Source organism: Shewanella sp. SP1S2-4, from assembly GCF_031932075.1.
Classification (GTDB): domain Bacteria; phylum Pseudomonadota; class Gammaproteobacteria; order Enterobacterales; family Shewanellaceae; genus Shewanella; species Shewanella baltica.
Genome location: NZ_JAUOET010000021.1, coordinates 14,410 through 28,314, shown reverse-complemented (window position 1 = coordinate 28,314; position 13,905 = coordinate 14,410). Strand labels below are relative to the sequence as shown.

Genomic DNA, 13,905 nt, shown 5'->3' with positions numbered 1-13,905 from the left:
CATCATGGCAAGCGAACTAAATCCACTGGGCTTATTAGGTATCGAATTCACTGAATTCGCCAGCCCTGATACTGATTTTATGCACAAAGTCTTTATCGACTTTGGTTTTTCTCTGCTGAAAAAAGCCAAGAACAAAGACATCCTGTACTACAAACAGAATGACATTAATTTTCTGCTCAACACTGAGCGCGAAGGTTTCTCAGCTAAGTTTGCTAAATCCCACGGCCCAGCCATTTGCTCTATGGGCTGGCGGGTAGAAGATGCCGGCTTTGCCTATCGCGTTGCCGTTGAACGTGGTGCAAAACCCGCCGATGATGCCAACAAAGATCTGCCTTATCCTGCGATTTACGGCATTGGTGACAGCTTAATTTATTTCATCGACACCTTTGGCGCAGATAACAATATCTATGCCGCTGATTTTGAAGATTTAGACGAGCAAATTATCACCCAAGAGAAAGGCTTTATCGAGGTCGATCACTTAACCAACAACGTCTACAAAGGCACAATGGAACATTGGGCTAACTTCTATAAAAACATTTTTGGTTTTACTGAAGTGCGCTACTTTGACATCAGCGGCGTACAAACCGCGCTAGTGTCCTACGCCCTACGTTCGCCCGATGGCAGCTTCTGTATTCCGATCAACGAAGGTAAAGGCAGCGATAAGAACCAAATCGATGAATACCTGAAGGAATACAATGGCCCAGGTGTGCAGCATTTAGCCTTTAGAAGTCGCGATATCGTAAAATCTCTGGATGCGATGGAAGGCAGTTCAATCCAATGCCTAGACATTATCCCTGAATACTACGACACCATATTTGAGAAGTTGCCGCAGGTGACTGAGAATCGTGAGCGCATCAAACATCACCAAATTTTGGTGGATGGCGATGAATCCGGTTATTTACTGCAGATTTTCACTAAAAACCTGTTCGGACCGATTTTTATCGAAATCATCCAACGCAAAAATAACTTAGGTTTTGGCGAAGGCAACTTTACTGCCCTGTTTGAATCGATTGAACGGGATCAAATGCGCCGCGGCGTACTGTAAGTTTTTATCATGCCAATAAAAAACGGTACGCACTGCGTACCGTTTTTGTTTCTACGACGATCTAAATCGTCATCTCAATCAGCATCAGCATTGACGCCAATCACTCTGCATCGACCTTCCAGCGTTATGCCACATTGATGGGTTTGATAACCTTACAAGGGTTGCCTGCCGCCACACAGTTCACCGGAATGCTCTTATTCACGACACTACCAGCACCAATGACACAATTATCGCCAATGGTCACACCGGGCAACACAGAGACGTTACCGCCAAGCCAAACATTATTGCCGATTTGAATTGGCGCGCCGTATTCCGTCGTTTGCCGTGCGATGGGATCGATAGGATGCGTGGCGGTAGAAATCATCACATGGGGACCAAACATCACGTTATCGCCAATCGAGACTGAGCAAACATCCAATATGGTTAGATTATGATTGGCGTAAAATTGTTTGCCAATATGAATGTTATACCCGTAGTCACAAAAGAAGTTGGGCTCAATATGGGCGCAATGTTGAATATCAAGCAGGCCACGAAGGTGATCCATACGCGCATCAAGCTGAGTCGGTTCGGCCAGATTAAACTGATGGCAAACTGATTTCGCCCGCATCCGCTCAGCCAATAACTCATCATCCCAAGCCTTATAGGGCTGACCCGCTAACATTTTTTGTTTCTCAGTCATCGTATTGTCAACATTCCATCCATGATGACCTAACCCTAACAATCGATTAATGAAAGTTCAAGAACTGCCTTATATGCTATTGAATGAACTACCCATCTTGCTGACAGAACATTTAACTAACAGCCAATGTGAGTCACATTCAAGAACTCGATTTCAATCGAGACAAAGGTCGTTGCCTTTGTTCGTCATCACAATAGAGTTCTGCAAATAAATACACTAGACACAAACTGTTCAGCGGCATGACCGGATTTGTCCAAATCATTCGGCTGTGACGCCCTGCTTCACCGAAGATTTCAAGCAATAAATCCGAAGCCCCATCGAGCGCTCTAGGATGTTCAAAGCAAGATTGATGCACATTTAACACCCCTTCCAAGCGATAAATTTGTTTTATCCGCGAAAGCTCACCGCAAGCCTGTTTCAATTGGGCAATGGCATTTAGGGTCGCAAGACGACAGGCAGCGTAGCCTTCGCTCACAGTATGATCGGCGCCCAATTGTCCTTGATACTGAAGCTCGCCCTCTAAATAGGGAAACTGACCCGAAGTCATTAACTGGCTGCCGACAATTGAATAGGGTTCATAATTCCCAAGAGCCGCAGCAACCTCAGGTAGTTCAAGCCCAGCCGCCACAAGCCGCGATTCAGGTGTGATCATCATAATTCACCTCCTGAGATGAGACATTCGCAGAATTAAGCAACGGGGCTAACCAGGTCGTCAAATGCTGAGGATTGACTGTCAGCCAGTTCGCAGCGGCCTCATCTTCCGTCATTCCTTGTCGATTAACCGCATAATCGAGTTCTGCAACCATTTGATTCGATAATACTATGTTATCAAGTACCTGAATTTGCGCGGGCGAGAAATTAACCACTAACTCGCGTTCACGGGCGAGCAATACCGCTTTATCTTTTCCCCCGAGTAAACCTTTGGGGTCCTGAAGCTCTCGAATACCGTATTGATGGTGTAAAAATTGTGGATGCCACAAAGGAACGACCACCCAATCGTTTACCGCTACGGCAGACTCAAAAGCGGCGACACAGTCGGCCTGAGTGCCTGTTCTAAATTGATAACCTGCCGCCGTTAATCCATATTGCGTCATGATATTTTTAGAAAATCGCGAGATCCCCGCCCCCTCACCAATCCCTTGAATGATGGGCCGCATACGTTGCTGCACGTCAGGTTTGAGTAAATCCTCAATGCTCGACACTTGCTCAGCAGGCACATAATCGGGTACGCCCCAGAGCGCATAGGGCTCATAATGCAGCCCGAGTTGCCGCGTAGCAACTCGCTCTTCGACACCTTGTCGATAAATCCCATGGCTATGGGGCAGCCATGCTGAACACAGCATATCCACTGTGCCTTCACCTAGCTTCTCAAAATTAGCCTCGTGCAATGCATAGCTTCGTTGCACCTCTTTGCCCATAATCCCTATCACATGAGCCACCACAGCGGCGGTGACACGATGAAAACTTAAGTCTGTCACTCCCATGCGAATCATCGGCTTACCCTGTGAGCTCTCCATATTTGTACTCGTAATCAATGAATTCATACCTATCACACCTCGAGGAAATAATGCCAATGATGCCAAACTGCCCAATCCCAGCGTTTGCAATAATTGCCGCCTGCTGTGATTAATCTCCGTCATGTTCATGCTCCTTGGTGTCTAAAATAGTGAGCCTATCCATCACAATCCCTACGATGGCGTTATCCTTTGCATAGGGGAATATCATCTCTACTTTGATGCCATTCGGATCTTCAAGGAACAACTGATGCTCACCAATCTCAGGCACAATTCGTTCCTGAAAAATCATCCTCTGCTGGCATAAATGCTGCTGCATCTGCTGTAAATCCGTGCCACGAAACGACAAATGGTCAACACGTCCCGAGCCATAAATATTTCTGCTTTCCCCTAAGTAGGCATCTAGCGCCTGATCGCCCGCTTCCACTAAATGCAAAATGGGCTTATTTGAGGCATAGAGCCAATGTCCAGGAAAACCAAACTGTGGCCGCCAACCTAATTTCAATCCAAGGATGACTTGATAAAACAACAGCGTTTCAACCAGTTTGGGCGTTCTGATGGTAAAGTGATCCAATCCGATAATGTTCATATTGTCATCCTCTGGATGTCGTGACTCAGTGACTCGGTATAACCAAGTGCAAATCCAAACCGTTTTAATCCGCAAAAATCGTGTGAATAAATTCAGTTCAGATAAGCACTTGGCGTAAGGTTATAAAATTAATTGATGAGATTAATTGATGAGATTAATTGTTCGGATTAATTACCACGAACGCCCGCCGCTAACGGCTTAAAACGGAAAATATAATAAGGTGGACTGTTTTCAGCTTTGCCATTATTTAATGGTGCCGATAACGGTAATTGCGCAGCCCCAGAGTACAAATAACCTTGCTTGCCATAACTCACACCGTCGGGCCAAACCATACGCTCATCATGGACATAAGTGCGATACTGGCGAGAATCAGCAGGGATCACGCCAATGGCCCGCTCTCCCACTTCTGTTAGATACAAATTATTCGCTTCATCAATACTTAAGCCACCGTTGTCGGGCTTATCGGCATAAGCCTCCACTTTGGCAGAGAGTGCCGCAGGCGTTAACGAAGGATTGATGAGATCTGTCATCCGCACACGGTAAACTTTGTCTTTATTCATCGGGGCAAAGTAGAGCCATGTTTGGGTTTTATCTAAAGCAATGCCATCGGCACCCACATAGACTTCAATCTGCTTTCTATCTTTTGAGTCTTTATCGATAATCAGTGGCCGCTGTAAGTCTGGCATCACACTGTTATCACCCTGTAATAGGCGCCGACTTTTCCCTGTATTTAAGTCCACAACCACCAACGCAGCCTTTTCACCAATGGGACCCGTGCCAATCCCCTCATCGGCAATCACAATCGCTTGGTGTCGAGATGAGATAACAAAGTCATTATGTTGTGACTCAGGAAGAGAGACTGGCGCGGGCAAATGAATAATGCGATCTAATTGGTTTTTCTTGGTATCCCACGCCACTAATTTAGGCTCAATACGTGGCACCTGCTGGCCAGAGTCTAATAGCCAAACTCTGTCTTGATCGTCGGTTCGCAGCCCCAACACCCAATTAAGGCAAGTGTCAGGTTCTTTCGCTTTGCCCTGCGGATCATGGCATTGCTGCCAATCCGAATTAGGGAATGGCTTAGTACTACCATCCGCTAAAAGCTCTGCCACCTTAATGTTAGGTTGATAGAAAGGGTGATAACTGAAAATCAATCGATCATCTGATGTGAAAGTAATACCGCCCACAGCCCCATCAAGTTCGGCAAAGACTTCCATTTTTGCCAGCGGCTCAGTCTGTGTCGCCCATGAGTGAGAACACAACAAACTGCTTGCCAGTAGAGTAAAAGCCTTTGATAGCAGTGGGTATGTAATGCGCGTAGATAATATGGTCATCTTCATTCCTCCTAACGTGGGCCAGCTAAAAGCGTTAAACTTGCTTCGCCTAATCTATGCTGCCAAAGATAGAATCCCACCAAAGCGGGTGTTGATCCCTTGTCTATCGGCAACTTCGCCACATCCAGAGCATGCACTGTCCATACATAGCTGTGTTCACGTCCCTCTGGTGGACAAGGTCCAAAAAATCCAGGTTTACCTAAATCGGTATTAGCTTCAATGGCACCACTGGGTAGCGCTCCGCCATTCACACCACCTGCGAGAGTCAACACCTGTGCCGGAATGTCATACACAACACGGTGCCAAAAACCACTGCCAGTCGGCGCATCTTTGTCATATAAAGTGACAGCAAAGCTCTTGGTACCGGCAGGTACATTTTGCCAAGTTAAACGCGGCGCAATATTTTCGCCCGAACAACCAAATTGATTCCAATAATACTCAGGAGGGAAGCTTGAATTATCGGCAAGATTACTTTGTAAACTAAACACTTTGGTACTGTTGTCAGCCATAACGTTATTAATGCTGGCAGCCAAAATAACACTCAGTAAGAAGGTATATTTACTTGCGGATAGAGATGATTTGATCATATACAGAATCCATTATTAAACTGTTCTATAACAGTTATTGATAATTAATTTAAGAATGGGGTTAGCATATCAATCAAATAAATATTGATAAGTCGTGTCTCGCTGATATGAGTTTCAAAAATTATTAGATAATCTAAACATGCTTCAGCGTTATTTTTCGATTATAGTATTGGCGGCACGAGTGAATGAATAACGGTAAGCCGCAAGATAACGATAATGAAGCGAGTAACCTAATGACCGAACAAGAATGCGCTATGACTCAGGCAAGCTATCAGCCTTGGTTCCCCGTAGAAAGAAAGCTTAAACCCCATCCTGATTTGAGCTGCAGATTAGAGGGGGTATCGTTGACCTTACTGTGGCAAGAGCTTAATGACTGTGCGTTCTCGATGGAAATTCACTTCCCAACGATCGCAGGTATTCTGGTGATTGATGAATCAAGTTATCAAACTTTTTCAAATAGCATCCATGTTAATCTGAATGATGATTTAGGCAGTAATATCAATAATGAAAAAATCAATACGCCATTCCCTATCGATACCGATTTAAATATGACAAACCCATCCAGGTCCGATTATTTTTCTTTACCTTGGCCAATATGGAAGTCGGTAAAAAATGCACGTCGTCCTTATTATGGCGAATTAGGCGAACATATTTACCAGAGTCTATACAGTTATTATATTGTGGGTGCCGATAGCGTGTATTTGATCGATACTGAAACAAAACCTGAAATCAAAATCTTATCTTGTTAGCAGCAGGATGACTCTGCACATAATTCACGCCAGTGCACTAACCGCTCACACCCCAAATGGGTAACCGACAAAAAATATCGTTCGCTAACACAACCGATTACATTTATGTGTTGTCAGGCCAAAACAAGCGCATTGGCTAAACCCGCAGTTTTCATTACACTATCGGCCTTCCCATCTTCACCCAAGACAGACCAAACCATGCCAGATTTTGCCTTACTTGCAGTGTTTATCCCGACCTTCTTCTTTGTTTCTATCACCCCGGGCATGTGTATGACGCTCGCCATGACCTTGGGCATGAGCATAGGTGTGCGCCGCACCCTGTGGATGATGCTGGGTGAACTGGTAGGCGTAGCGTTAGTGGCGACAGCCGCCGTGATGGGCGTTGCCAGTATCATGCTCAACTATCCCGAAGTCTTTCAAATCTTTAAATGGGTTGGCGGAATTTATTTAGGCTTTATCGGCGTACAAATGTGGCGCGCCCGCGGTAAGATGGCCATGTTAAGCGATGACGACACTAACCCCAGAGCCAGCAATGTTACCTTGATCTCCCAAGGCTTTATTACCGCCATTGCCAATCCTAAAGGTTGGGCATTTATGGTGTCGCTACTACCACCTTTTATCAATGCCGAGCGCGAAGTCGCGCCGCAGCTGCTCGCACTGCTGAGCATTATCATGGTGACCGAGTTTACCTCTATGCTCGCCTACGCCAGCGGCGGCAAAAGCCTGCGTATTTTCCTAAGTCGTGGCGATAATATTCGCTGGTTAAACCGCATTGCAGGCAGCCTGATGATAGGTGTGGGCGTGTGGTTAGCCATGAGCTAACATTCATAGCCAATATTCATAGCTAACCGTTTGAATTAACAGCTTAGATAGAACTGCTTAGGTTGTACAACATAGGTTGAACATGCACGACATAAATGAGAGCCCAATAAAGCCCCGTTAACTCGGTCTTTTATTAGGGCTCTTTTTTGTAGGGCAAAACAGCTCGCATCTGCGCCATATATTGCTGCATTTGCTGTGCTTCTTGCTCTACAAAATCGGCAATCGCCGCCCTAAATCCTAAGTGGGTGATATTATGGTAGGAATACATTTCAACAGGTTCAAAGCCGCGCAGCACCTTATGCTCCCCCTGTGCGCCCGCATCAAACATCTGGAACCCATGTTCAATACAGTATTGAATACCTTGGTAATAACATGCCTCAAAATGCAAGCCGTCGAGCTCAACCGTGGTGCCCCAATAACGGCCATATAAGCATTTCTGCCCTTGAGTATTCTCGCCTTTGAGATACAAGGCACCAGCCATCATCTCGCCCTTGGCATCTTCGACCACCAACAGTAAAACTTGCGCGGCGAGTTGTTCCCCCAACTGCTGAAAAAAAGTTGGCGTTAAATAGCCGCGATGACCGGAGCGCTTAAGGTAAGTTAATTGATAACATTGGATAAACGTCTGCCATTGTAAAGCGGTAATCTGCTCCCCTTCGACAAAGTGAAACTTAAGATTAAAAGGCTGTAACTGCGCCCGCTCCTTCAAGATATTCTTACGTTTGCGCGAACTAAAGCCCGCCAGAAAATCATCAAAGTCGCGATAACCGCGATTATGCCAATGAAACTGCGTGCCTAAGCGTTTTAACAGTGGATTGGGCGAGCCTTCAAATAACGGCGTTTGGCTTGGGGGAACGAACAAGCTGTGCCATGAAGAAATCGGGCTGTCGCCCTGCTCTTTAGCGCTTTGCACTGACCCATCAAGATCAGCTTCATCAACTACGGGCTCATCAAGCTCTGACTCATCAAAAAACGAATCACCTTGCTCTAACACACAGGGCTCTGACGCAAACAGCTCTGATGTTAGCCGACGATTCAATGTCAGCAGCAGTAATTGCGCCACGCGCAGTTGCTCAACGCTATCTAATGCAGGATGAATGCCTATCCTTCCCCCTTGCACTGGGGTAAAAGGAATCGCATTCACCCATTTAGGATAATAATCGAGTCCATGGCGATCATAGGCTTCGGCCCACGCCCAATCGAACACGTACTCGCCGTAGGAGTGGGACTTTTGATACAAGGGCATCACCGCCACCAGCGATAAAGGATTGAAGTGCTTGGCCGCTTGCCGGCTTATCAGGGCTCCTGCAGCCAAAGGTGACAAGCTTTTATCGGTGCTTACGACATCACTTAATATGTCACCCACATCAAACACGCATAAATGCCGCGGCGTCCAACCCGTTGCAGCGCAAGCCGAATGGCTTTGCTCTAGTGTCAGCAAAAATTCATGGCGACAGAAGGGATTCGCCTCCCCCATAACGGCATTCCACGCACTGGCCGATATGTCCGACATTGAGCTCGCAAAGGCCAAGATAAGCTGTCTCATTGGGTAAATTCTCGTCCTTTACGGATCTTAACTAATATACAAGGTTGCAATTAAGCCTAATTCTCGGCACATTGCATAGCCATAATGAAAATAAATTCAGGATTGAGTATGCGTCCAACAAAACCTTTTAGACCTCTTATTCTCGCCATTGCCATGGCGCTTCCCCTACTATCATCACCCAGTCTGCTTGCCGAAGAATCGTCAATTTTCAGCCAGATGGCCACAGCACAACCTGTGTGGGCCAAGCATGGCATGGTTGCCAGCCAAGAAACACTCGCCAGTCGCACTGGCGTTGAGATCCTAAAACAAGGCGGCAATGCCGTTGATGCGGCCGTGGCCGTGGCCTTCAGTTTGGCAGTCACCTTACCACGTGCCGGCAATATCGGTGGCGGCGGTTTTATGCTGGTGCATATTGCTAAAGAAAACAAAACTATAGCAATCGATTACCGTGAGATGGCGCCGTCTAAAGCCAAGAAAGACATTTTCCTCGATGAGAATGGCGATGCAGTGGAAAAGCTGAGCCGCGAACACGGCCTTGCTGTTGGTGTCCCAGGTACAGTCATGGGCATGAGCTTAGCACTTGAAAAATATGGCACTATGACACTCGCCCAAGTCGCCGCGCCCGCAATTAAAATGGCGCAGGAAGGCATTAGCGTCACGCCAGATCTTGCCGAATCTCTTGCAGGTCTAAAACGCCGCATGACCCAATGGCCAACCACGGCTGCTATCTTCTACAAAGCCGACGGCAGTGACTATCAAGTTGATGATATTCTTAAACAACCTGAGCTTGCCCATTCATTAAGTCTGATCGCTGAAAAAGGCACCAAAGGATTCTACGAAGGTGAAACCGCCACTAAGCTTATCAATGCGGTGAAAGACGCTGGCGGCATTATGACCTTAGACGACCTTAAAAATTATAAGGTTGTGGAACGTGAACCCGTACGTGGCGAATACCGTGGCTACGAGGTTGTGTCTATGCCACCGCCATCATCGGGCGGCGTACACATCATAGAAATGCTTAATGTGTTGCAACAATTCCCGATTGATAAACTCGGCCACAATACGGCTCAGACGATTCATCTGATGGCAGAAACCATGAAGCATGCCTATAGCGATCGCAGCGAATACTTAGGCGATCCCGACTTTTATAAGGTGCCCGTCAAAGCCTTAACCAGTAAGGACTACGCCCAAAAAATCGCCAGCCAAATCGCGATGAATAAAACAACGCCAAGCGCCGAAATCAAGCCAGGTAAACTCGCGCCCTATGAGAGCGACCAAACCACTCACTTCTCGGTAGTGGATAAATGGGGCAATGCGGTTTCAAACACTTACACCTTAAACTTCAGCTACGGCTCAGGTTTAGTGGCCAAGGGTACTGGCATTTTGCTCAATAACGAGATGGATGATTTCTCGGCCAAACCCGGCGTGCCAAACGGCTACGGTTTAGTTGGCGGTGATGCCAATGCGGTCGAAGGCAATAAGCGCCCATTGAGCTCCATGAGCCCAACAATAGTGATGAAGGATGGCAAACCCTTCCTCGTCACTGGCAGCCCGGGCGGCTCACGCATTATCACCACCACACTGCAGATCATCATGAATGTGATCGACCATGGATTAAACATCGCCGAAGCCAGTAATGCAGCGCGGGTACACCATCAATGGCTGCCCGATGAGCTACGAGTAGAATCCAGCTTAAACCGCGATACCATTTCCCTGCTCGAAGCCAAAGGCCACAAAGTGAAAGTACAGTCCGCTATGGGCAGCACACAATCAATCATGGTGACTGAACAAGGGATTTTTGGCGCGTCTGATCCACGCCACTCGGGTAGCGAAGCCATCGGCTACTAGCATCTCCTGATGCCAATGTTAGTAAAAGATATGGATGTAAAGAGATGAGTGAGAGAAATAGGTGGATGAGATAAAAGGATTTATGACCTATTCGATCTAGGTCATAAATCCTGAGTAAAGCTCGTACTTCCGCTCAGCTATTGCAAACTCGCAATCAAAAAGCCCTGCTATACATCACTGTATAAGCAGGGCTTTTTATTGTGTGGCAACAAGTAATCGTACTGAACATAGCTGACTTTTAGACCTAATAGTTTAGGCAAACTGTACTGGGTGGCCTGTTATTTCAGTCGTTGGGATCGTAGCGTTGGCTTGTATCCAATCATATAGGCTTGCCATGGCATTCACTCTCCGACACGCAGCTAGTCCGTCCTTGGATGCTCGACCGCCCCGTCCATGGGGCGGACGGTCGTCTCGCTAATCACCATGGCTCACCTTTTTGGCACTAGTGTAACCTGTCTGTATAAAGGAGATACCCAGCACGCTTTGGGACAGAAACAGTTTAGATCTGTCGCTCTAAACTGTTAGATATTGATAAGCTGAATTTGGGCAAAATGGACTTGTTAAGGTCTACAAAGTGGGTGGCAATTCATACCTTAAAAATGAAATGCTACGAAGACAAGTAATACACAGCTAATGCCTTGTCGTTATAATCAGTACAGTTTGACTTAAGAAGTAACCGCTGCACATTTTTGTCATAAAACCCTCCTTTGGGGACTAAAGCTTTAAAGTTAATTGAATCACCCCCAAGATCATGAGCTTTGATTTTTTTATCTAGTTCAACCGCCTGCATCCTCTTCACTGATAGTGAATTTTGCTCTGAGTTATTTGAAGCTACTAACTCATGGGAAGACTTAAGCCAATCTCGGTACATAACAAAATTCGCACTTGTTGATTTACAAAACGAATTCAATGCTTGAGAGTCTACAGGAGCCATCGTGACTGTATCGTAAACCTCACTCCAAGGATAACTAGCTATTCCTTGGTTCCGATGTTGAGCGGCATGAAACTCAGCCCATCTAGATTCACTGTCGGTTACAATTACCGAGCCTGTTACTTGTGCTAAAAATAAGCCCATCTCGTAGTTTGGGGCCATGCTAAAGGGCATAAACTGACCGCCTTGTCCACTGACTAAGTCTTGTAGGGGGATTAACGGATCAATTTGAGCTTTCTCATCTAAAGTATCATTAACATCTTCAGCTTGCTTGTCCGTCAAATGAGGAAACTCACTTAATAACATTCTCTTTCGAACATCTCTAGGCTTCGAATATGTAGAGTTTAAAAGGTCTTCTGTCATCAAATGCAAGTACAGCTGACGATCTGACGGACTAATGAAAGTTCCTTTTCTAGAAGTTGCCATGTCTAGCATTTCACGATGCAAGCTATAGTCGAAGCAACAAGGATCAGGAATAAGATTTACCAACCCTAAACCAATATATGGCTCAATAGTTAACATGAAGTAAAAATCTTTCATGGCCTGATATTTGTAACTACTAGGTGTTTCAACAGGACTAAATTCAGGCTTTACATTATTAGGATTGATAAATGGGTGTTGAATCAGAAACTCCTCAAAATGAGGAGCCATAGTAAGTGCGTGTATACCTATCCTTCTAACATCTAATGGGCCAGTATAAAGTCCACGAAACTTACTATCTGGTTTAGGCAACATAGAATAGATATCGGTATCAGCGGGCCATAATACGGAATAGAATTTATAGATTTCTGACACCTGATCATCTGACAATTCGCGCCTAACATCATCCCACGACTTTCCTTTGTTGAGCCCGAGCACATGTCTGATTGCATTACACAATGCTAGATTTCGTTCCCTAATACTTAGCACCGACCAAGTTGAACGCTTCTCTATCGGTATATCTCTACAGCACTTCTTGTACTTTCTACCACTACCGCACCCACAATTGTCATTGGGGCCTAGCATTTTTTCATCAATTGTCTTTTTGAGAAAACTACTTTCGGGATTTTTTCGGCCAAATGCGTCTTGATAATGAACATGGCCATCATCAAATTTTGCAAACATCTCCCCACCATAACGATAAAGTTCGCTAGATGGTGGTAACAATACATGTTTTAAATCAGCCCAATCGCAATCAACTTCTTTATCAGGATGTAGCCAAGCATCAGAGCCAGCAGCTACAGACTCATTTGAACGACTTTTGATTATATAGTTAATCTTGGTTACTTCTTCATCTGACAACTTTCGAGTATTGATAAACTCTATTGTATTAACCATGCTTTGACGCATCTTTACAGCGTTAGTGCGAGGCTCTAAAGGGTTTACTGATTCAGGGGCTTTTGCATATTCAAGATTGGTCAAAATTAAGCATCTATTTTTATCCAATGGAAAAATAGTTTGTGAGCCCTTTAGGGAAATATCTGGATCGTTGGGGTATTCACATAACTTTGAGTCAGGTGGGCACGCATAGTTGTATACAGTTACGGGATGGTCTGAAACGATAAATTTAACCGCTGAATCTTCGGCTGAAACGAGTTCTCGTACTCCCTCAGTCCACAGAGTACAATGCAACGACCTTACTGACTGCATTTCTTTCATCAGGTCATTTTGGCTAAGCTCTGGGTAATGGCTTTTTATCCAATCTAAGCCCTTTGGAGTTCTGATTTTCTGGGCATCTAAATACGAAAAGAAACTTTCAAAATGCTGATGCCACTCAGCTGGGTCATCAGTTAGAAACGCCCTTACAGCATGTGAGCCATTGTCATCAATATACCCAAACAGTTTCTTCTCAATTTCATCGTTGATTTCATCTCCAAAGAAAGTCGTGTATAGGTCTTTTTGATAAAAACGTTGGGTCGGAGTCTGCCACTTTTTAGATGGAGGGATAATTTTGACGTCCCCATTAGGCAATCCAATTGATTTTTCCTTGAGATGACAAAGCTCATTTTCTCTTTCACTAAAGAAACCCTTTTGATGCCATTGAGGTACGTAATGATTATCTCTTGTTTTAGACATTCAACCACCATAAGCCACTATAAATAATAAGATTATACTGAATACTGTTATCCAGCAAACTAAAAAAGCTTGATGGCCCTCACTGGGAATAGATTTCATTGTCATTATTTTTGGCAATACGATAAATACTCGGCAAAATTAAACTCAAGTTTTTTTCGAAATATCCCGTCCGAACACCATCAGCCAATAGCACTTTGAGCTGTCGC

General features: G+C 45.3%; 12 protein-coding genes. 4 read left to right on the top strand and 8 right to left on the bottom strand.

What is annotated here, in order from left to right; all coding sequences use genetic code 11:
* Positions 1 to 4: 4 nt before the first annotated feature.
* Entirely contained in the window at positions 5 to 1,045 is a 1,041-nt protein-coding gene (gene hppD / locus Q4Q52_RS16680) for a 4-hydroxyphenylpyruvate dioxygenase (RefSeq protein WP_311991142.1), read from the top strand.
* A gap of 124 nt (positions 1,046 to 1,169) precedes the next feature.
* On the opposite strand, the gene Q4Q52_RS16675 is transcribed toward hppD, so the two are convergent.
* The 6 genes from Q4Q52_RS16675 to Q4Q52_RS16650 all read right to left on the bottom strand — a co-directional run bounded on the left by Q4Q52_RS16675 (position 1,170) and on the right by Q4Q52_RS16650 (position 5,748).
* Positions 1,170 to 1,724 (bottom strand): sugar O-acetyltransferase, encoded by a 555-nt coding sequence (locus tag Q4Q52_RS16675; protein ID WP_311991141.1) that lies wholly within the window; start codon positions 1,722 to 1,724, stop codon positions 1,170 to 1,172.
* A 139-nt stretch (positions 1,725 to 1,863) separates the two neighbouring features.
* Entirely contained in the window at positions 1,864 to 2,379 is a 516-nt protein-coding gene (locus tag Q4Q52_RS16670) for an Atu1372/SO_1960 family protein (protein ID WP_311991140.1), read from the bottom strand.
* Positions 2,363 to 3,364: a glycine betaine ABC transporter substrate-binding protein gene (locus Q4Q52_RS16665; RefSeq protein ID WP_311991139.1), complete on the bottom strand. Its 1,002-nt coding sequence runs from the start codon at positions 3,362 to 3,364 to the stop codon at positions 2,363 to 2,365. Before Q4Q52_RS16665 ends, Q4Q52_RS16670 begins: the two co-directional genes overlap by 17 nt.
* Positions 3,351 to 3,827, bottom strand: a complete 477-nt coding sequence (locus tag Q4Q52_RS16660) for a VOC family protein (RefSeq protein WP_311991138.1) — start codon at positions 3,825 to 3,827, stop codon at positions 3,351 to 3,353. The genes Q4Q52_RS16665 and Q4Q52_RS16660 overlap by 14 nt, the downstream gene beginning before the upstream one ends.
* 167 nt (positions 3,828 to 3,994) lie before the next feature.
* Complete coding sequence (locus tag Q4Q52_RS16655) at positions 3,995 to 5,161, bottom strand: L-dopachrome tautomerase-related protein (RefSeq protein ID WP_311991137.1); 1,167 nt, start codon at positions 5,159 to 5,161, stop codon at positions 3,995 to 3,997.
* Positions 5,162 to 5,172: 11 nt separating this feature from the next.
* Positions 5,173 to 5,748, bottom strand: coding sequence for a YbhB/YbcL family Raf kinase inhibitor-like protein (locus Q4Q52_RS16650; RefSeq protein ID WP_311991136.1), 576 nt, complete (start codon positions 5,746 to 5,748; stop codon positions 5,173 to 5,175).
* Positions 5,749 to 5,933: 185 nt separating this feature from the next.
* On the opposite strand from Q4Q52_RS16650, the gene Q4Q52_RS16645 reads away from it, so the two are divergent.
* Together Q4Q52_RS16645 and Q4Q52_RS16640 are read left to right on the top strand one after the other, a co-directional pair.
* The gene (locus tag Q4Q52_RS16645; RefSeq protein WP_063883074.1) at positions 5,934 to 6,497 is read left to right on the top strand and encodes a hypothetical protein; all 564 of its coding nucleotides are present in this window, start codon (positions 5,934 to 5,936) and stop codon (positions 6,495 to 6,497) included.
* 198 nt (positions 6,498 to 6,695) lie between these two features.
* Positions 6,696 to 7,319, top strand: coding sequence for a LysE family translocator (locus tag Q4Q52_RS16640; protein WP_012089517.1), 624 nt, complete (start codon positions 6,696 to 6,698; stop codon positions 7,317 to 7,319).
* Between the two features lie 133 nt (positions 7,320 to 7,452).
* Here Q4Q52_RS16640 and Q4Q52_RS16635 read toward each other — a convergent pair whose 3' ends face one another.
* Positions 7,453 to 8,865, bottom strand: coding sequence for a GNAT family N-acetyltransferase (locus Q4Q52_RS16635; protein WP_311991135.1), 1,413 nt, complete (start codon positions 8,863 to 8,865; stop codon positions 7,453 to 7,455).
* A gap of 108 nt (positions 8,866 to 8,973) precedes the next feature.
* Here Q4Q52_RS16635 and ggt point away from each other — a divergent pair, with 108 nt between their 5' ends.
* Positions 8,974 to 10,713, top strand: coding sequence for a gamma-glutamyltransferase (gene ggt / locus Q4Q52_RS16630; protein WP_311991134.1), 1,740 nt, complete (start codon positions 8,974 to 8,976; stop codon positions 10,711 to 10,713).
* A 607-nt stretch (positions 10,714 to 11,320) separates the two neighbouring features.
* Here ggt and Q4Q52_RS16625 read toward each other — a convergent pair.
* Entirely contained in the window at positions 11,321 to 13,699 is a 2,379-nt protein-coding gene (locus Q4Q52_RS16625) for a DUF4238 domain-containing protein (protein WP_311991133.1), read from the bottom strand.
* Positions 13,700 to 13,905: the final 206 nt, after the last annotated feature.